The 19,996-nt window shown below is 45.0% G+C and carries 15 protein-coding genes and 1 riboswitch; of the genes, 7 read left to right on the top strand and 8 right to left on the bottom strand.

Annotated elements, in window-relative coordinates; genetic code table 11:
* Positions 1-46: 46 nt before the first annotated feature.
* From murG to AC6ESP_RS24275, 5 genes are all read right to left on the bottom strand, one after another.
* A complete protein-coding gene (gene murG, locus AC6ESP_RS24295; protein WP_497099345.1) occupies positions 47-1,120 on the bottom strand; it encodes an undecaprenyldiphospho-muramoylpentapeptide beta-N-acetylglucosaminyltransferase in 1,074 nt (357 codons plus the stop codon).
* A gap of 735 nt (positions 1,121-1,855) precedes the next feature.
* Positions 1,856-2,233, bottom strand: a complete 378-nt coding sequence (locus tag AC6ESP_RS24290; RefSeq protein WP_497099313.1) for an ArsR/SmtB family transcription factor — start codon at positions 2,231-2,233, stop codon at positions 1,856-1,858.
* Between the two features lie 4 nt (positions 2,234-2,237).
* Complete coding sequence (locus AC6ESP_RS24285; protein ID WP_497099312.1) at positions 2,238-2,666, bottom strand: SRPBCC family protein; 429 nt, start codon at positions 2,664-2,666, stop codon at positions 2,238-2,240.
* A gap of 90 nt (positions 2,667-2,756) precedes the next feature.
* Positions 2,757-3,866: a PQQ-dependent sugar dehydrogenase gene (locus tag AC6ESP_RS24280; RefSeq protein ID WP_497099311.1), complete on the bottom strand. Its 1,110-nt coding sequence runs from the start codon at positions 3,864-3,866 to the stop codon at positions 2,757-2,759.
* A 21-nt stretch (positions 3,867-3,887) separates the two neighbouring features.
* Positions 3,888-4,850: a hypothetical protein gene (locus AC6ESP_RS24275; protein WP_497099310.1), complete on the bottom strand. Its 963-nt coding sequence runs from the start codon at positions 4,848-4,850 to the stop codon at positions 3,888-3,890.
* Between the two features lie 286 nt (positions 4,851-5,136).
* On the opposite strand from AC6ESP_RS24275, the gene AC6ESP_RS24270 reads away from it, so the two are divergent.
* A complete protein-coding gene (locus tag AC6ESP_RS24270) occupies positions 5,137-5,391 on the top strand; it encodes a GlsB/YeaQ/YmgE family stress response membrane protein (protein ID WP_497099309.1) in 255 nt (84 codons plus the stop codon).
* A gap of 468 nt (positions 5,392-5,859) precedes the next feature.
* Here the strand turns inward: AC6ESP_RS24270 and AC6ESP_RS24265 are convergent, their stop codons facing one another.
* From AC6ESP_RS24265 to AC6ESP_RS24255, 3 genes are all read right to left on the bottom strand, one after another.
* The gene (locus tag AC6ESP_RS24265; RefSeq protein WP_497099308.1) at positions 5,860-6,453 is read right to left on the bottom strand and encodes a hypothetical protein; all 594 of its coding nucleotides are present in this window, start codon (positions 6,451-6,453) and stop codon (positions 5,860-5,862) included.
* A complete protein-coding gene (locus AC6ESP_RS24260; RefSeq protein ID WP_497099307.1) occupies positions 6,440-7,378 on the bottom strand; it encodes a S8 family peptidase in 939 nt (312 codons plus the stop codon). The genes AC6ESP_RS24265 and AC6ESP_RS24260 overlap by 14 nt, the downstream gene beginning before the upstream one ends.
* Before the next feature lie 72 nt (positions 7,379-7,450).
* Entirely contained in the window at positions 7,451-8,518 is a 1,068-nt protein-coding gene (locus tag AC6ESP_RS24255) for a hypothetical protein (RefSeq protein ID WP_497099306.1), read from the bottom strand.
* A gap of 942 nt (positions 8,519-9,460) precedes the next feature.
* Between AC6ESP_RS24255 and AC6ESP_RS24250 the strand changes: the two genes are divergently transcribed.
* The 6 genes from AC6ESP_RS24250 (at position 9,461) to AC6ESP_RS24225 (ending at position 19,952) form a co-directional block, all read left to right on the top strand.
* Positions 9,461-9,715 carry a GlsB/YeaQ/YmgE family stress response membrane protein gene (locus tag AC6ESP_RS24250; protein ID WP_497099305.1) on the top strand — a complete coding sequence of 85 codons (255 nt, stop codon included), beginning with the start codon at positions 9,461-9,463 and terminating at the stop codon, positions 9,713-9,715.
* A gap of 167 nt (positions 9,716-9,882) precedes the next feature.
* A riboswitch (cobalamin riboswitch) is annotated at positions 9,883-10,089 on the top strand.
* 174 nt (positions 10,090-10,263) lie between these two features.
* Complete coding sequence (locus tag AC6ESP_RS24245; protein WP_497099304.1) at positions 10,264-15,897, top strand: S-layer homology domain-containing protein; 5,634 nt, start codon at positions 10,264-10,266, stop codon at positions 15,895-15,897.
* 95 nt (positions 15,898-15,992) lie between these two features.
* Entirely contained in the window at positions 15,993-16,733 is a 741-nt protein-coding gene (locus AC6ESP_RS24240; protein WP_497099303.1) for a DUF4430 domain-containing protein, read from the top strand.
* Positions 16,730-17,611, top strand: coding sequence for an energy-coupling factor transporter transmembrane component T (locus AC6ESP_RS24235; protein ID WP_497099302.1), 882 nt, complete (start codon positions 16,730-16,732; stop codon positions 17,609-17,611). The genes AC6ESP_RS24240 and AC6ESP_RS24235 overlap by 4 nt, the downstream gene beginning before the upstream one ends.
* A complete protein-coding gene (locus AC6ESP_RS24230) occupies positions 17,599-19,269 on the top strand; it encodes an ABC transporter ATP-binding protein (RefSeq protein WP_497099301.1) in 1,671 nt (556 codons plus the stop codon). Before AC6ESP_RS24235 ends, AC6ESP_RS24230 begins: the two co-directional genes overlap by 13 nt.
* Entirely contained in the window at positions 19,242-19,952 is a 711-nt protein-coding gene (locus AC6ESP_RS24225) for an ECF transporter S component (RefSeq protein WP_497099300.1), read from the top strand. Before AC6ESP_RS24230 ends, AC6ESP_RS24225 begins: the two co-directional genes overlap by 28 nt.
* Positions 19,953-19,996: the final 44 nt, after the last annotated feature.

Genomic DNA, 19,996 nt, shown 5'->3' with positions numbered 1-19,996 from the left:
AGAGCAGCAGGCTCTATTGGCCTGCTGCCCTTGCCCCCGTATAGGATTAACGTTTTTTCGCCGTTTCCTTGATCAGCTTGAACAAGAGATCGAGTGTATCCTTCTCTTTGTTTTTCTTCATATTGCCGATGTACTTTTCTTTGTTATCGAACATCGAAGCGACACCGCTTGCTAATGTTTCTGGTGTCATCTGCTCCTCGTACAGCACCTCGCAGTAGCCTGCTGCCTCGAATGAACGGGCATTGAGCAGCTGATCGCCGCGGCTCTGCTCCTTTGTGAGCGGGATGAGCAGCATCGGCTTATGCAGATACAGGAATTCAAATATCGAGTTCGAGCCTGCCCGCGAAATGATCATATCCGCCATCGCCAGCAGATCAGGCAGCTCTTCGTTCACGTATTCATATTGCTTGTATTGGGAGGATTCAAGCAGCGGATCGACCTGCCCTTTGCCGCATAGATGAATGACTTGGAAGCGCTCCGTAAGCTTGCTAAGAGAAGCCCTTACCGTCTGATTGATTTTGCGAGCGCCAAGGCTTCCACCCATAATGAGCAATACAGGCTTGCTCGCCGTGAATCCGCTGAATGCCCTTCCCCGCTGCGCACTGCCCTGCTTCAATTGCTCTCGTATGACCGCACCCACATAGCGGGCTTTGCCTGAAGGCAAATGCTGCTCTGTCTCTGGGAATGTCGTGCATACGCCAGTGGAGAAAGGAATCGAGATTTTGTTCGCGAGCCCTGGTGTCAGATCTGATTCATGGATCAGCACCGGCACTTTGTTCAGCCATGCTCCGAGCACCACCGGCACCGATACGAAGCCTCCTTTGGAAAAGAGGACGTCTGGCTTCTGCTTCTTAATCAGGCGATAAGCTTGAAAAGCTCCCTTCACGACCTTGAAAGGGTCCTTCACATTCTGCCAGTCCAAATAACGCCGCAGCTTGCCCGTCGCTATGCCGAAGTATTTCACCTCTGGAAGCGGCGTGATCAATTGACGCTCAATCCCCGCCTCCGAGCCTATGTATTCAACCGACCAGCCCTCCTGCAAAAAATGAGGAATCAACGCCAGATTCACCGTCACATGCCCTGCCGATCCACCGCCGGTAAACATAATTTTCCGCACTATTATTCACTCCCTAAAAGGAATTGCGAAGCAATTCCTGACTTCGTAAGATTATGCTTAGGAATTGTTCGGCAATTCTTGACTCCTAAGATTATGCTTAGGAATTGTTCGGCAATTCCATCATTCGCACTCGTGTAACTATCCGTCTATTGTATGCCAGCCCCATTATGAATTGCCAGTCTACCGCGAATTTTTTCAATATAAGTCCCGCTTATCATTATAACCGCTGTGTGGGGTGAATCAAGGGTAACTACTGGTTACGTACAATTACGCTGAGTTTGCCATAGTACAAACATAATCAGCAGCAAACACGTTAAGTGGCTTGGGGATCGCCATTTGGAGCTATATGCTGGAAGTTTAACGGACCCACAGGGCCTTATTACGCCCGTGGAGCTGCTCTCGGTGGACTTTAACGGACCCGCAGGGTCTTATTTACTCAAAATGCGGCGAATTGTGCGCCACGGCGAGCTATCTGCTGGTAGTTAACGGATCCGCAGGGCCTTATTACGCCCTCGGAGCTGCTCTCGGTGGACTTTAACGGACCCGCAGGGTCTTATTTACTCAAAATGCGGCGAATTGTGCGCCACGGCGAGCTATCTGCTAGAAGTTAACGGATCCGCAGGGCCTTATTTTGTTTTTCATGGCAAACGTAGTAGATGCTGGTCCGATTATAGCTGCATCTTCGATAATCATTTACATACGAAAAAAGCGCCCGCAGGCGCTTCCTCTTCCATTCTTCTATTCTTCCAGTTTACGCTCAGGGACAGCCTCTAGAGACTTCGCGAACGCATCGCCAGCTGTGCCGTCACCTTCCACATAACGTTTAAGCGCACCCAGTTTATTTTCCCAGTAACGCTCATAATAGGACAGCCACTGCTTCAGCTCCATGAGAGGCTCGGGCTCTAGTCGGTACCTCGTCTCACGGCCAACCTTGCGCTCTTTCACAAGCCCCGCTTCAGCCAACACACGAAGATGCTTAGACACGGCCGTACGGCTCATCGGAAAATGTCCACTAATCGCGTTGACTGGCATTTCCTCATCAACCAACAGCTTCAACAGGCTGCGCCTAGTGGGGTCGGCAATCGCCTGAAACACATCATGCTTCGGCTTAGCCATGTCCCTACTTGCCTTCGACATAAGCACCTAGTGATTTCTGAATTTGACCCCAGCCTTGAGACATTCTGCCGCGAACAAGCGCATGCATCTCTCCGAACTCTGCCACCTTATCAGCATCCCAGCCGCCATGAATGAGCGTGATCTCCGTTGCCCCATTCAGCTCTCTAAGCTCAAATGTTAAGGTCCAATCCTTGCCCCAATTGAAGGAAAGGCGATTCGGCGGATTGAGCTCCGTTACTTTACAAGGTGAATTACCGAATGGCCCAGCTTCCAGAATGAATTCATAGCCAAGCTCCGCCTTGAAGTTATTAGGCATAAACCATGTCGAAATCCCCTCTGCTGTGGAGACTGCATCCCATACTATATGAATCGGAGCATTCAGCTCCAGCGTCTGACGAATATCAGGTAGAGCACTGCTGCTATTGTTAACCATTATAATTCCTCCATTTATGCTTTTGGGATTTCAATCTATTAGGAAACCATTTGATTTCGTATTTATGACAGGAAACCAAATGGTTTCCTGTCAATCGCCACTTTTAAGCAGCAGCAGTCGATCGTCTGACTCTATTGGAGTACCCCTACCATCGGTATTGTTCGTAATCACATAGATTCCTCCGTTATGCAGGGCAACATCACGAACCCTTCCAACATCATCTAGCAGCTTCTTCATCGTATTCTCTTGCGTATCGAAGCTGAATAGTGCCTGCCCCCGAAGCGCCGCCACGAGCAGATGCCCATCTCCATCCATCACTACGCCTGAAGGAGCAATTGCCTCTTCGCCCGTATGGTAGACGGGAGTATACATGCCTTCGCCCTTCTCATCCCCGATGATGGCAGGCCAGCCATAATTGCCGCCCGCTTCTATCCGATTAATCTCATCATGGCCGCCGGGGCTCCCCGATGGTCCGTGCTCGGAGCTGTACAATACGCCATCCTTCGTCCATGCGATGCCCTGTGGGTTGCGATGACCGTACGAGTAGACATACGAATTCGCAAAAGGATTATCGGCAGGGATCGTTCCGTCCAAGTTCATTCGTAGTATTTTCCCAGCGAGGCTATCCTTGTCCTGTGAGAGATTCTCCTCGGCAGAGTCACCCGTTGTCACATACAGCAGGCCATCCGGCCCTATCGCTATTCTGCCGCCATTATGATTGAAGGAGCCTGGTATTTGATCGATTAATGTCGCTTGCTCCGACCATCCGCTGCTTGTTTTCTCCAGTTTCACTACACGGTTGAGCACCGCGCCATTGTCTTCATAAGTATGGTAAGCATATGCTTGCTTCGACTTCGCATAATCAGGAGCCAGTACGAATCCGAGAAGTCCGCCCTCTCCTTCAGCTAGAACATTTGTGCTCAGTTGCACGGGCTCTCTCGTCATATCCGATCCCTCAATCTTCACAATGTTCCCCGCACGTTCCGAGATATATACCCGCTCACCTTCAAAAGCAATGGCCCACGGAGCCTGCAGCTTCTCGGCAAGCACCGTGTAACCCGAGGTCTCAGAGGCAGGAAGTGAAGCTTCGTTCGTCCCTACTTGCGTCGGTTCATTGTTATCGCAAGCAGCCAGTGCCCACGACCAGATGGCAAAGGTAAACATAATCGCTAATTGCTTAGGCTTCGTTCTTATTCGCATGTACAACAATCTCCTCTTCTATTAGGGCTTCGTTAATACGATATATTCCACCTTATTGTGCTCCATATAAAGATGGAATCTCAAGTGACCGCCTGCTCTATAGCTCCATTGGGAAGGCGTCTTCAGGTTCGGTTCTCCGAGGCTCTCCAGCACCTGCTGCTCTGTTTGCCCGACAGTGATGCCACTGGATGTCTCAAATCCGGGTTTGGTGAACACGAGACTGTGACTAATCGCTATAATGCCATTCTCATACTCTACAACTCTATGAACAGATTGAAGGGCTTCATTATAATATTGTCCAATATTAGTAGATTTAAGACTGCTCAAATTAGGCAAAAGCTTGTCCCAAGCCTCATAGTCCATAGCCGATAGTTGTAAAAGGTTCTCTGCATACTGGAAGCTTTTATCCACCTCGCCTGAATGCTGTTCGATCCCTATTCTCGCCTGCTCGAACATCTCATCAAGCTCAGCTAGCTTCGAATCTGGCTGAAGCAGCCCATACATAAGCAGCATGACCTGGTCATTCGCATAGAACCCTTGCCCATTCATTATATATTCATTCTCGTTGAGATCATAAGAAAGTGCATAGACCTGGTCCGCCACATGAAATCTGATCGAGATAGGCGTGAGCGGCTTAGGTATGTATTCCGCTTCTGCATTCGTTAGATCAAGCAGGTTCAGATTGTTCAAAATCACATTGTGCCGCTCAGCTGGTACCGTAATTGCCTGATCAATTCCTTGTACCTGCACGGTTATCTGCTCTACCTGCTGAGTGTCGAAAGGCAATACTTCTTTCAATAGACCATGCAGGTTACTCGGCTGGATAGTAATGTCGTCGTTACTTGGCTGCAATGTTGCCGTTGGGACATTAACGCTGCTCTCATCACCCGGCACCTGCTGGCTCAATAGAAGAACGATAATGCCTAGCAAGGCTGCTGATGCCATTATATTAACGATAAGAGAATTACGGTTACTGCTCTCCATCCTACTGTCACCTCTCCATACTAGACAGTGATTATGGAGTAAAAGTTACATAAAAGCATATATTTTTCCATATTGTTACTTGGATATGTAGATGTAGAGAGAATAAAAGCACTAGGACAGGCAGGATTTTCTAGTACATGGCATGATTCAGATGGAACCATTCAGGTTATGTATAGGTTAAGTGAGAGACAGCGAATAGGCTTAGCAGTCTCACGCTGAAAGACTTAAGCGCATGCTTTCGAAGCTGTTTTTTGCTTCACCAAAAAAACTAAAGGACGTGAATAATATGGAATGGTTATGGTCATTAATTATTGGGGGTATTATCGGATGGCTGGCAGGACTGCTCATCGGTCGCGACATTCCTGGAGGTATTATAGGTAACATTATTGCCGGGTTCATCGGGGCTTGGTTAGGTGGACTAATTATTGGCAACATGGGGCCGGTTATTGGAGGGTTCTATTTCATTCCTGCTCTGATCGGAGCTATCATTCTAATCGCCATCGTCAGCCTGCTGCTTCGTGGTAGTCGTAGACGGGCTTAGCTATATAAAAACAGTGTGATTGCTTAGAAGCAATCACGCTGTTTTTGTGTTTAAAAATGTTGTTATAAGTAAATTATCTTCTCATTTTACCATATTCTTTTTTTAAAATTTATTCATAACATCAAAATCCATAAAGTGCTAATAAGGGTAAACTTCGATTGGACAAAGCTAACTGCTTCATTTGGCACTTGGGTGGAGTCATAAAAAATGAAAACCATCAGCCCTTCCAATGATAATATCCCCAAGGGAAAGGAAGTCGGCACTTCTCAATTTTATAGCTACCACTTGGGTCACTGATAAAGGATTATTCTCCACATACGTATAGATTCAATGCTCCCTTTATACGTATCCAAGTTTATAAAACGTCACTTATGTATAACAAAACTGCAATTTACACGGAAATTAATCGGCCCTATATGGCATTAGTATGAATTAATACATCTTGATCAATATCCAACGATAAATAATTTAATTTTCGTATAGTTTTTCACCACTCTTTGATACAGCAATGATTGAGTTTTGTGACTTATTGTTCCCTATTCTTAACTCCATAAAGTACTTTTGGTCTTCTTTGATTTTTAAACCTGTAATCTTATTATCTGGATATGTAAAATAAATAGTATCAACAGCAACATCATTCACATTACCAATAACTATATGAAATGGTCTGTTTAATCTTTCTATCGTTTCACCATTGATGTTATATACCGAAATGACGTCGCTTATTTTATTGATACTAGTACCCTTTATTAGACCAAAAGTATAGTCATTTTCTCCAGTTTTTTCTACGTACATAACCGATATATATTTTTGTTTAAGTTTTTCAAAGGCATATAATATAAAATATGAGTTATCTTCAACGTAAATATCAACTATTTCGAGATGACCTAGATCACTCCCAAAATTATCAGTTGTTTCTTTAGTCAGTATTTTTTCTAAATTACTTTCTAATATATTTTGACTTGAGTCCGCGAGCATTAATTCATTTTTTTCACAGCCAACTATAGATAAAATCAATAATAAAGCTACCATAGGTTTGAAAATTAAATTATGTATCTTCACGTCTTCCTCCTACGTAATCACTGGATAATGCTAGCGTCTTATTATAATTAACTAATGATATGTTCACATTCTTATTCTTCCAAAGACCTTTGTACTTATATGACCCTTGTTTTATTAGACCTTCAACCTCAGCAGGTTGAAGTTTCGGAGATAGCGATTTCATAAGTATAACTAGCGAAGTGACAATTGGTGTTGCTACAGAAGTCCCATTATAGATTTTGATGTGATTATCCTTATTAAAAGAAGCAATATTTTGACCCGGTGCATAAATGTCTACCTCAGAATTAACTGTACTGTTATTATAAATATTATATGAAGAATCTACTGCAGCCACCGATATTATACCTTCAAGATCAAATGATGCAGGATATTCCTTTAAGTCAGTTCCAGAATTACCAGCTGAAGCTACAATAATTATTCCTGTGTCAATTGCTTTTTTAATTGCATTTAAGAGCTTTTTGTCGAATTTATTTGTTGATAAACTAATATTAATAACATCCACTTTCTGTTCGGTTAGGGTAATAATTGCCTTAGTTAAAGATTCAATATCCATATGATTGGACAATTCATACTGATATATCATTATCCCAGGAATCAGACCCTCGTATTCATTATCACTATTTTTAAATGCTGAAATTATACCTGACACTACATTTCCATGACCAATATCCGAATAACTAAAGTCTTGGCTATTTAATAGAATGGATTTAACGTATGCATTCTCTGAATTAAAACCAGAATCAATAATTCCTACTTTAACCCGATTAATATCTCTTTTTAAAATATTCAGTTCATATATATCCAATCCAATTTCTGTATAATAATTTTCGTTGTACTCAGTTTTTACAATTTGAAAATCATCATTTTTTATCGGAGAGAAATTTAAAAGAGTTAAGCATAATAAGCAAAAGACAAGTTTTCTCAAGTTTGTCACTTCCCAATAAAGAGAGTTTTCTGGAGTAGAGAATTCCTCTACTCCAGAAAAATACACTAAATCCTATAAGAACTGTCCAGCATAGGAATAAGTACCTATAGCTCCTAGTGTTTTATCAAATAATATTACTTCTGTAATAGCATATTGCATCCATCCTGCTCCCGCTGACTTTTGAACACTTAAAAATCCAAACGTTGCAGAAAATGCCGCTTCTACTTCAAATGTAACTTGAGTGTAACCCTGGAGTATATAATCACCGTCGATAACATCATTTTGAGTATTTGTTTTATTTAATTCAATTACCTTTACTACTCCTGCGTATGATCGAGCACCATCATCTGAAACTAATGTGATACTAGAGCTATTTGCAGCATGCTTCCACTTTAAAACATCCGAAACTTTTGCTGTACTTACACCTGCATAGTATGACCAAAGTGTCGTGGATGTATAGGTGGTTCCTGCAGTGGCATAAAAGTTACTAACCGCAGAACCAGAACCACTAAATGCATACGAATCAAACCATGGCCCACTAATCATTGTATCATCATCGTTAGTTATTACTTTGTTACTTTCTTCACTGTTCGCAACAGTACTAGAATAGAACTCCACTGAGCTACCATCAGGATATTTAATTTCATAGGCATATGAACCTATAATACTTGCACTTTCATTTATTACAGAAGTGTTTTTGGGTTTAATAGTTTTTTGAGCAATCTCTACATCTTGACTACCAAAATTCATTGCACTTGTACTATTGTAGAGTGTCTTAATAGCTTTCAAGTCTCCATCAAGAGCTTTCTTACGAACATCACTTTTATTTGCCTTAACATATAAATTATCATATTCTTGAATATTACTTGCTTCAATATCAATTCCTCGTTTTGCAAATTGATTAGCTAATATATCTATTTCAGCATAAAATGTTGCATCCTCAAGAGAATACCCTTGTTCTGTCAATTCATCTACAATTTCTTTCTTTGTTCTATTTTCATGTCCCAAAGCAGTTTCATAATCAATATTTGAAATAGCACTATGTTGAACTGTTTGTTGATTTGAAGCATATGCTTGCGAATTCATAATACCTAATGAGGCTACTAGACAAAGTATGATAGACACTTTCTTAATCTTCAAGAAAAACTCCTCCTTATTACTGTCAGCTGGCAAGCTTACACAATAATACATAAATACCAATTAATTTACAACGAAATAGGTACTGGTATTTCCCGCAAGGAGGATTGCGGTATTGTAGAAAAAAAAGCACTAACATTCCGCTCTTAAGTCTTGTTAATGAAGACCATGTATAAATATCTGTTCTCTCACAACCTCATTTCCAAATGTAAACCAAATTAACAATAACCAAACAGTTATTCCCATTATCAAACTAAACCAAGCAAATTTTATGCTTTCCTTCTTTATTAAGGGAAACAATACAATTAGTATAGAACCAATACCAAGAGTAACTACAGTAGAGAGTTGTCCTACTAAAGCTTCAAACATAATATTCAACTCCGTTTCAAAAGTTAATTTATATTTCCAAATAAGACCCGATCAGCAACAACCAAATAGCTACTCCTATTATTAAACTTAACCATGCAAATATTCGACTATGTCTTTGTATCAAAGGAAATAATGCGATTAGTATTGAGCCAAAACCAAAAGTAATCACGGTAGAAAGTTGTCTTACTAAGGCTATAAACAAAAAAATCAACTCCACAATAAAAGTATTCAATATGGCTATATAAGTAAATATAAGGATATCAATAATATACCTTAAATCTCTAAACGATTTCAAATTTTCCCTTTTTTATGAATAGTTAGAAGTTTATCGCCAATCAATTATCATTTCTTAGCTGATCATTGATATTACAACTTAAAACTCGCTGAACTTTTAGACTTTTATTTAAAAGCATAAAGTATAATCTTTTCAAGAAAAACCACTGGAAATTATATAACTAAGCTTATTCCCTTTAATAATTTGGTCCAAAGAGATTCCAATATGTATATATATCTTTACATTCATCATAACCCGTCTGTTTTATGAATAAGGTTAATATGGTGAAGGAGGAATGAACGATGGATTGGTTATGGTCATTAATCATCGGCGGAGTCATCGGTTGGCTCGCAGGACTGCTTATCGGCAGGGACATTCCCGGAGGTATTATCGGCAATATTGTCATTGGCTTTATCGGAGCTTGGATTGGTACCCAGCTGTTTGGGAACTTTGGCCCTGTTATCGGTGGCTTTTACTTTGTGCCTTCACTTATCGGCTCCATCATTCTTGTGGCTGTCATCAGCATTTTGGTGCGCGGCAACAGACATCGGAGATAACTTGCAACTTCTATTACCCATTCAATTTGCTTCATTAATATATAAAATTCCTCTAAATCGCATAATCCCCTTTAAAGCTAGCTGAAAATATATATTTAACGTCATTACTTCCACCAATATCATAGACAAACCCATAGTCTGGCAGTATGATTGTAGCTGACAATTGAATATCGTGAACAGAAAGGGGTGTGCCGCATTCGTGTATGTCAGCGAGTGCGATACTTAAAAGGGAAGTCCGGTGCAACACCGGCGCGGTCCCGCCACTGTAAATGAAGAGCAACTCTTAATGAAACCACTGGGGCTGATGCTGCCGGGAAGGTCAAGAGAAGCGATGACTCATGAGCCAGGAGACCTGCCTTTTTCTGAAGTTTCTATTTCTTCGGGGAGGTGAGAACATGAAACGCAGTATAGTTGCGTCCGCGTATGCATGTCATACGGTGAGTCGCAAGATACATAACTGTAAGGGTACAACTATGCAATAAAGCCGCCTACTATTAGGCGGCTTTTATTTGTATGTCCACTATAATGAAGAAGAAAGCAGGTCGAACATGAAGAATCATTATTTATCACGCAAATTTATAGCGATCGTCTTATCCTTCGCTGTACTCTTGTCGGCTGTCAGCACGGCCATTGTCCCAACGGGACAGGTAGCGGCTGCGGACAATACGAATCCATTCACTTTTTATGAGGCGCTTCCCGCCCCTGGACAGTTCGTCAATGAAACTGGTAATGGTGGTATGGGTGATCTCAATGCCGATTGGAAGAACTCCACTTCACCCGCAATCTCTTTAGGTGCATTTGGCGGATACACCATTCTCAAGATGAATACTCCCATTAAGAACAGCCCGTTAAACCCCTACGGCGTTGACTTCAATATATATGGCAATGCCTTTACTGGCTTCTCTGAGCCTGGTGCAATAGCTGTAGCGAAGGACGACGGAACTGGCAAGCCGGGACAATGGTATAACATTGCTGGTTCCGAGCATTATGAGGATACAACCACTTGGGATTATACAGCAACTTATACGAACCCTGAACCAGAGTTCACTACGCCAAACGGCGTCAGCATTCCTTGGGTGAATAATCTGGGTGCCTCCGGTCAGATTAAGACTAACGGGAGCCACCGACATGCCTATTATCCAATTCCTGATAACTATCTCTTCAAACCATTAGACTTTACAAACCTAAGCTATTCGTACTCAGGAGTAAATATAGGTGTTCTTAACAACTCATTCGGATATCCTGACAGCCATGCGAGTGGATCAGCTCCTTACGACGTGATGGGCAACCCATACGAAGCAACCCCTGCTAAAGGAGATCCTATCGACATAAGCTGGGCAGTGGATGCCGATGGCTTACCTGTTAACCTAGATCAGATCGATTATATTAAAGTGTATACTGCCGTCCAAATCGATGGAGGCGCATTCGGTGAAACAAGTACTGAAATTGCTGGTATTCATGCAGCAGCTCCTAGTGCTGAGAATGTCGGATTAACTTCCGATCTGACAAGCCTTACAGTCACAGCTGGCTCTGAATCTATTCAATTACCTTTAATTGAAAGGCAATACATCTACAATGACATCAAAATTGACGCAGACAGTGTCACTATACAAGCCAATGGTCAAGCAGACAACATCTACGTCAATAACAAAAGAGGTAGCGCCAATGCTACTGTTGACAAGGTACTGACCTTAAGCGAAAGCCAGCCTCGCCTTGTACGGGTAATTGCACAAGAAGGTACTAAAGAGCCTGTCATTTATTATTTGAACATAACCAAAGGTAAGAATGTCCAACCTACGGAGCCAACTATAGAACTGGTTAACAATGCAGTTACTGGTGCTGCTGATTATATTCTTAATAAAGGTGTTACAAACCAGTGGCAAGCTATTGGTCTTGCTCAAGCTGGTTATGCAGTTCCAGTGAGCTACTTGGAGCTATTAACAAGTCAAATACCAGAAATGACCTCAGCGGTTGATTTTGAAAAAACGGTTATGGCTGTTGGAGCGCTCGGCTATGATGCCACAAACTTCTCTTCTAAGAATTTAGTTGAAAACGTTTATAATTTCAAAGACGGTTTATCAACTAACGCTGTAATTTTCGGATTAATAGCGCTTGACTCTGCCCAATACTCTATTCCTGACGATGCAGAATGGACAAAAGCTAAGCTAGTAAACCAACTCGTGAATGCCCAAAAAGCGGATGGTGGCTTCGGCTTCGGCTCTACTAGTGATAGCGATATGACAGCAATGGGCCTTATCGCATTAGCACCATATAAGGATCAGCAGAGTGATGCAATTAACAAGGCCATCCTATGGCTGCAAAATAATCAACGTGACGATGGCGGCTATAATAATTATTACGCGACTGATAACAGTGAGAGTGTTTCACAAGTTATTATTGCCTTAACCGCTAACGGTATAGATCCTACAAGCTCTGATTTCGATAAAAATGGAAACAATCCCTTATCGAAGCTGCTGAACTTCCGTCAAGCGGATGGTGGCTTTGCAGACAAAGCAACTGATACAAAATCTAATACAATGGCAACCGAGCAAGCCCTTGAGGCGCTTGTCTCCTATCAACTGTTCCTTAAAGACGGAAGCCGTCTCTATGACTTTAGCAATAATTTTTCTAAAAATGTCACTGTAGATATTGAAGGCCCACATGCACACATTGCAGGTGGTCAAATATCTGGCACTACTGCTCTAGATGCTGTAACTAAACTTGCTGAAAACAAGAACGTTGATCTTACTGTTGTCGGCAACAACTATATCTCTGCTGTTAATGGCATTCAAGCAGGTCTATACGAGCAATATGATGGCTGGATGTTCGCGGTTCAACGCGGCAATGAATGGATCATTCCTTCTGACGGTATTGGCGATTTCGGACTTGCCGAAAGTGACCGAATTGTTGTCTATTACGGTGGAGCAAACACGCAGCTTATTGATTCCATTGCTTTCTCACCAGCCAAGCCGAAGGCTGGAGAAGCATTCACCGTATCAGTTAATAAATGGACGATTACGAATTGGGAGACTAACGAATCACTTGTAACTCCTGCGGCTAATGCTCAAGTTACAATTAACGGCATTACCGTTAACACGAATGATGACGGTGTTGCTACTTTCTCTAATGGGCTTGCTGACGCTGGCTCCTACGAGGCTGTCGTAACCCATTATCAAGACAATAAGAACCCGCTGGTTGTTCGGAGCACGAGCTCCATTACTGTTGAGCAAGCACTTAAAACTTCCAATGTTACCGTGGATATCGAAGGCCCACATGCACACATTACGGGGGGTCAAATATCCAGCACTACTGCTCTAGATGCTGTAGTTAAGCTTGCCGAGGCTAACAACGTTGATCTTACCTTAGTCAACGATGCCTATATCTCCGCTGTTAATGGCATTCAGGCTGGCTTATATGAGCAATACTCAGGCTGGATGTTCGCGGTTCAGCGTGGCAATGAATGGATTATTCCTTCTGTCGGCATGGGCGACTACGGACTTGCCGATAGTGATCGAATTGTTGTCTACTACGGTGGGGCAAACATACAACTCATTGATTCTATATCCTTCTCCCCAGCTAAACCGAAGGCAGGAGAAGCATTCTCTGTATCAGTTAAGAAATGGACGATTATTGATTGGGAGACCAACGAATCACTTGTTACTCCTGCGGCTAATGCTCAAGTTACGATTAACGGCATTACCATTAACACGAATGATGACGGTGTTGCTACTTTCTCTAATGGTCTAGCTGACGCTGGCTCTTACGAGGCTGTCGTTACTCATTACCAAGATAGTGCGAACCCACTGCTCGTTCGCAGCACAAGCTCCCTAACAGTAGAAGCAGTCGTTGCTCCTCCTGTTGCGAAGACGGTTACTCTATCTGTAGTTGGAGACTCGGTCAAAGGAACGATTCTATCTAGGAAAACGATTCAAATCACTGAAGGAGATACCGCGTTCAGCATTCTGAAGCGTGAGCTTGGAGCTAAAATTATCTCAAGCGGATCTGGCGCTTCCACTTATGTATCTGCTATTGATGGTCTCGCAGAATTCGACCGTGGACCACTCAGCGGTTGGATGTATTCCGTCAATGGCTCGTTCCCGAACGTCAGCTCAGGCAGTTATGTTTTGTCTGATAAGGACGTGGTCGCTTGGAGATATACAACAAATTCAGGTGAAGACCTCGGTGCTGAAGTGCCAGTTGATGGCGGCGTTATAGGCGGCGGCACAAGCAGCCCTTCCATCTCTGAAGATATCGAGAAGGAACTCAATAAGCTAGCCCTTAAACCGAACAATACAACACCAATTGGCAAGGCTGGTCAAACAACCGCTATATTGAACGCTGCAAACAGCATGAGCGCAGATCAAATCGCTCAGCTCATTAAAGCGTTGGAAGGTCACAAAGTATCGCTGAACCAAGCTGTCAAAGCAAATAGCGAGTCTATCCTGAAGGACAGCATCGACGAAGTTCAGCTCATCGTACCTTCCGGAGCTGTTTCGCAGAACGTCACGATTAACATACAAGAGCTCGACGAGAAACGCCCAGGCATAGTCTCTGCTCTGTTCGAGTTCACGCCTAAAGGCACCATCTTCAACAGTCCCGTCTATGTTCAGTTCAAGATCCCAGTTCAGACCGACAAGCCTGAGAACCTATCGATCGTCTGGCTGGATGAATCTACAGGTGAATGGATTCCGATTCCAGCGGTACTAGATCTGAAATCCGGCGTTATTACCGGTAAGGTTACACACTTCACGAAGTTTGCTGTCGTTGATCGCAGCAAGCTGAGCACGACTACAATTGACGTAAGTGCAGAGATCCAAGCTGCAGTGAAGCAAATTACAGGCAGCGGCACGATTAGCGACTGGGAAGCTTTTGCCCTATCACGTGCTAACGCATTTGTACCTGCAAGCTATTTGCAGCAATTAGAGCAGGATATTAAGGAAAACAACGGTCAATACCGCAAAGTAACGGATTATGAGCGCATCGCGCTAGCCGTGAAAGCTGCGGGAGGCAATCCGCTCTCATTCGCTGGTTATAATCTGATTGAAAGCATCTATAATCATACCAATATGATTAATCAAGGCACCAACGGTCCGATATTCGCGCTTCTGGCACTAGACAGCGCCAACTATACGGTACCTGCAAGCGCTAAGTGGTCACGCACCAGCCTAGTTGAGTGGATTCTTAGCCAACAGAACGCTACTGGCGGCTTCCCGCTGACAGAGAAAGGCGAGGATAATCTAGACCTTACCGCAATGGCTATTGCTGCTCTGGCTCCTTACCAAGAACAGTCGGACGTGAAGAACGCCATTGATCAAGCAGTAACATGGCTCGCGGGACAACAGCTTGAGAATGGCGGTTACACTGCATTCGGCGAAGAGAATAGCGAGACGGTGGCACAGGTCATCATCGCTCTTGCTTCTATTGGAGTAGATCCATTAACAGATCGCTTCGTCCAAGAAAAAGGCAGCCTGATCACTAACCTGCTCAGCTTCCGTCAGACCGATGGCGGCTTCGCCCACACAACGGGCCAGGCTTCTAATGAAATGGCTACTGAGCAATCATTAATGGCACTAATTGCTTACGATCACTATACGAAAGGCTCATCAGCCTTGTATGACCTTACTACTCAAGCAGTGAAATTCGTCGATGACAGCCTCATCTCAGCGTGGGCACGTGAAGCTGTATACCGCGTATTCGATGCCAAAATAATGGTCGGCCTAAGTGGTACGGAGCTTCGCTTCGGTCCTAAGCAGCAGATGACTCGCGCGCAATTCGCTACCTTAATTCTTAACCTGCTTAACGAGAAGCCTGCTACATCTGCTGCACAGACATTCCAAGATGTGAAGCCGGGCAGTTGGTATTACGGCAGTGTCATGAGAGCGAAGGAGCTTGGCATTATCCAAGGAGTATCCGCTGCTTCATTCAAACCGGATCAAGCGGTTACTCGTCAGGATATGGCGATTATGATTGCCAAGGCCTTCAACCTGAAGGATAGCAGCAGTACGGTTACCTTCAAGGATCAGGATCGTATTGCCAAAGGTGCTCTATCTGCGGTAAAAGCAGTCAACGCAGCTGGCATTATGGTTGGATCGAATGGTTACTTCAGCCCAACTGCTGCGGTAACACGCGAAATGGCTGCTGTTGTAGCTGATAAGCTGTCACAGCTGGCCACGCAAGAATAATGAAGGAATAATGAGTTTATATTTAAGGGTTATTAGAGGAACGAAGGGCTATATGCTCTTCGTTCCCTTCCCTTTGTACGAGGAGGTACCGCTTCATGCTGAGGCTTATGAAACATCATTGGTTCACTCTGGCAACGCTGCTAGTCTTGCTTGTCTGTCTAAATAGCTGTGCATCCCCTGCCTCTGAATCAACTGCAGTTCCAGAGAGCAGTCCTGCTGTGGAGATTACTCAATCGCAGGAGCAGTCACCGTTGCCGCAAGGAGAAGCTGCTGCCGCTTTACCTAGCAGCACCCCTTCACCAGATAGCAGCCAAGATACAGAGCCTTCAATTTCGCCTACTACTACCGAGAAACCCGCCAAGGAAGCTGAAACTATTCAGACACCGAAGCCATCCAAAGCTCCAGCTCCAGCTAGCACCATACCTGCATCTGTTCAGACAGAGGCTCCAACGGTTAAGGAGACACAAGCACCGACTGCAGTACCTGTCACGAACACAGTAACGATCTCCATCACAGGCGATGCGGATACTGGAACCATCCTGACTACGAAGACCGTCAAGCTTGAGAAGAACGATACGGTGCTTGATATTCTCAAGCAGGTAACCAGAAGCAACAAAATTCAGATGGAATTCAGCGGTCGTGGAGCGACAGCTTATATTGAAGGCATTAATAATTTATATGAATTCGACAAGGGCGCGGAGAGCGGCTGGATGTACCGCGTTAACGGGGAGTTTCCTAACAAAAGCGCGGGAGCGTATAAGCTTGCAGCAGGCGATGTAATAGAGTGGCTGTATACGGAAGATCTAGGCAAAGATCTAGGAGCTTCGTTCGAGTGAGGGGCGGCTTCGCTTCCCTCCATCCCGCTGCCAGCTTCACCTATTATGCCGGACTGATCATCCTCGCCATGCTGCTCCTGCATCCTGTATTCCTGCTCACGTTACTCGCAGCTATCTTCAGCCTGATTATGCTGCATGGGCAGCAGCAGCGAACCAAGCTATGGAGGATACTGCCCTTCTATCTCTTGATAGGTGGATTAATCGCTATTCTTAATCCGCTCTTTTCCCATCGGGGCTGGCATATTCTGTTCTACTTCATGGATCAGCCGATTACGCTGGAAGCTATTCTGTACGGAGTCACGATGATGCTGTCTATTCTATCGATCTTATTCCTGTTCCTATCCTATCAATTCATTATTACACCGGATAAATTCATGTACCTATTCTCAGCCATTGCGCCGAAGACTTCACTTCTGACACTCATGTCTATCCGTTTCGTGCCTCTCCTTATTCGACGCTTGAAGCAGATTACGATCATCCAACAAACAAGAGGAATCGATGTCACAAGCGGGAGCTATGGGAAAAGAATGAAGGACGGCCTGCTCCTGCTCCGAGTTCTGCTGATGTGGTCCTTGGAGGAAGCCTTGCAGACGGCGGATTCGATGAAAGCCCGAGGGTACGGCACGGCCAAGCGCACCGCCTATACCATCTACCGGATGAGCCGCAGAGACTGGGGCGTTCTATCATTCCTTGTCTTGACTGCCCTGCTGTGCTGCATAGGCTGGGCATTCGGCGGCTTCGGCTCCCTGCAGATCTATCCATCACTCGAGCCGATAGGATTTTCTGTAGGAGACAGCATCATCTATTTAAGCTTTTGTCTATTCGTCAGCACCCCTATTATTCTTGAAGCAAGGGAGAGAATGGCATGGAAATCTTAAAGCTAGAAGCACTCTCCTTTCAATATCCGGATGCTCCGCAGCAGGCCCTGTCTAATGTCTCGTTTACGGTAAAAGAAGGCGAGTTCATCGTCCTCTGCGGCGCATCGGGCTGCGGCAAAACAACGCTGCTCCGACATCTTAAGCAGGAGACGGCACCGGAAGGCACACGCACAGGCAGCATTCGGTACAAAAGCCAGCTCCTGTCAGAGCTGGCCCCACGCCTCGCCGCGGAAGAGCTCGGCATGGTCTTCCAGAACCCCGAGAGCCAGATTGTCATGGATACAGTCTGGCATGAGCTAGCTTTTGCCATGGAGAACCTCGGCTACAGCATGCCGGTTATGCGCAAGCGGCTGGCTGAAATGGTCCATTTCTTCGGGCTGGAGCCTATCTTATATAAGTCTGTTCATGAATTATCAGGCGGTCAGAAGCAGCTCATTAATCTAGCCTCCGTGCTTCTCCTGCAGCCGAAGGTACTGCTGCTAGATGAGCCGTGCTCGCAGCTAGATCCGGTTGCAGCACGAGAATTTATTCAAATTGTACATCGCTTGAATCAAGAGTTCTCGATGACGATTATTATGAGCGAACACAGGCTGGAGGACGTCATCCCTATCGCGGATCGGGTTATTATGCTGGAGGGCGGTCATATCAAATATGAGGGTGAAGCTCGTGCAGTTGCAGAGCAGATCGGACAGAGCGGCATGCAAGATGACATGGCTTATCTGCCCGCTGTCACCCGTCTCTACTGGGCTGCCGCTGTCCACTCTGATCGTCTAACTTCCGCTGCTCAGACGCCTGTCCCACTCACAGTTAGAGAAGGTAAGCAGTGGCTTAGCAAGACACTAGACTTCAAGACCGCAACAGCATCATCTTCCCCTAGCAGCAATAGCTCAGACGAGACAGCAGATATCCTTGCAGCGTGTCGTGAGATCACATACAAGTATGAGAAGGACAGCCCTGAGGTATTGAATAATCTCTCGCTTCAAGTGCGAGCGGGAGAATTTCTAGCTATTCTAGGTGGGAACGGTGCTGGCAAGTCGACGCTGCTGCAAGTCTTGGCGGGACTGCTCAAGCCAATGAGAGGCAAGGTTATTAAGGACAAAAAACTCAAAATCGGCTATTTGGCTCAAAATCCGCTGCTCTACTTCAGCCACGACACCGTTCGTGAAGAGCTGATGCATATGGCGCGTTACACCTCCATCGCAGATGCTGAACGTGAGATTGAGCAGCTCCTCGATATTTTGCAGATTAGCGATACGATAGACAGTCACCCGCATGATCTAAGCGGTGGACAGCAGCAGCGTGTTGCGCTTGCGCTTGTACTGCTGCCTAAGCCTCAGCTGCTGTGCATCGACGAGCCGACCAAGGGCCTCGATCCGATAGCGAAGCAGCGCATGGCAGGCTTGCTGTTAGAGCTTCAGCGTGCTGGAACGACGATCGTAATGGTCACGCATGATGTGGAGTTCGCGGCACAATATGCGACGCGCTGCGCCATTCTGTTCGACGGCATGATTACTTCGGAAGGCGCACCTGCTTTCTTTTTCCAGGACAACTACTTCTATACGACATCAATCAATCGGGTTGTCCGCGAGTGGATGCCAGACGCTATTACGTGTGAGGATGTGATGGCAAGATGGCCAAATCCCGTGTTTGGCTCTTAGTCACGATTGCTGTATTCATTGCAGCGCTAGCTTTATCTGCTGCCTTAAACAGTGGACAGTACCTGCTCATGAGCTTCGTGCTCGTCATAGCCGCCATGCTCCCATTCTTCATCAGGTTCGAGCGCCGCAATATTGGGGCACGCGAGCTTATTCTCATCGCCGTGCTGGCTGCAATAGCCTCGATGGGCCGGGTTGCTTTTGCCCCCATTCCGAGCATGCAGCCGACCTCCTTCGTCATCATCATTGCTGCGATCGTGTTCGGTGGCGAGACAGGATTCATTATCGGCGCGATTGCGGCGTTGGTATCTAATATTTTTCTCGGGCAAGGGCCTTGGACGCCTTGGCAAATGTTCTGCTGGGGCATGATTGGTGTCACGGCTGGCTGGCTTCGTCATACCTGGCTCTTCCGCACAAGAATTGGACTATGTACCTTCGGCTTCCTATGGGGCTTCCTATTCGGCTGGATTATGAACATCTGGTATCTCATCAGTATGCCCGATGCTATAAGCTGGCCCGTTATCCTCGTTGCTTATGCTCAGAGCTTCTACTTCGACTTGGCTCATGCGCTCGCCAATGTGTTCTTCCTCGCTATTCTTGGGACCAGCTGGGTTAAGATTTTGGAGCGGTTCAAGAAGAAGTATGGGATATTAAGCGGCGATAGTAAGAATACATTCATCAAATAAAACAGAGCGAATACCATTGGATAGGATCCAGCGGTATTCGCTCT

Source organism: Paenibacillus xinjiangensis, from assembly GCF_059686975.1.
Note: the sequence above shows the minus strand (reverse complement) of the source record. Positions and strands in the feature narration are given on the sequence as shown.

Coding starts and splice junctions, on each gene's coding strand:
- AC6ESP_RS24290 (WP_497099313.1), bottom strand. CDS start 2,233: ATGGCTAAGCCGAAGCATGATGTGTTTCAGGCGATTGCCGACCCCACT.
- AC6ESP_RS24285 (WP_497099312.1), bottom strand. CDS start 2,666: ATGGTTAACAATAGCAGCAGTGCTCTACCTGATATTCGTCAGACGCTG.
- AC6ESP_RS24280 (WP_497099311.1), bottom strand. CDS start 3,866: ATGCGAATAAGAACGAAGCCTAAGCAATTAGCGATTATGTTTACCTTT.
- AC6ESP_RS24275 (WP_497099310.1), bottom strand. CDS start 4,850: ATGGAGAGCAGTAACCGTAATTCTCTTATCGTTAATATAATGGCATCA.
- AC6ESP_RS24270 (WP_497099309.1), top strand. CDS start 5,137: ATGGAATGGTTATGGTCATTAATTATTGGGGGTATTATCGGATGGCTG.
- AC6ESP_RS24250 (WP_497099305.1), top strand. CDS start 9,461: ATGGATTGGTTATGGTCATTAATCATCGGCGGAGTCATCGGTTGGCTC.
- AC6ESP_RS24245 (WP_497099304.1), top strand. CDS start 10,264: ATGAAGAATCATTATTTATCACGCAAATTTATAGCGATCGTCTTATCC.
- AC6ESP_RS24240 (WP_497099303.1), top strand. CDS start 15,993: ATGCTGAGGCTTATGAAACATCATTGGTTCACTCTGGCAACGCTGCTA.
- AC6ESP_RS24230 (WP_497099301.1), top strand. CDS start 17,599: ATGGAAATCTTAAAGCTAGAAGCACTCTCCTTTCAATATCCGGATGCT.
- AC6ESP_RS24225 (WP_497099300.1), top strand. CDS start 19,242: ATGGCCAAATCCCGTGTTTGGCTCTTAGTCACGATTGCTGTATTCATT.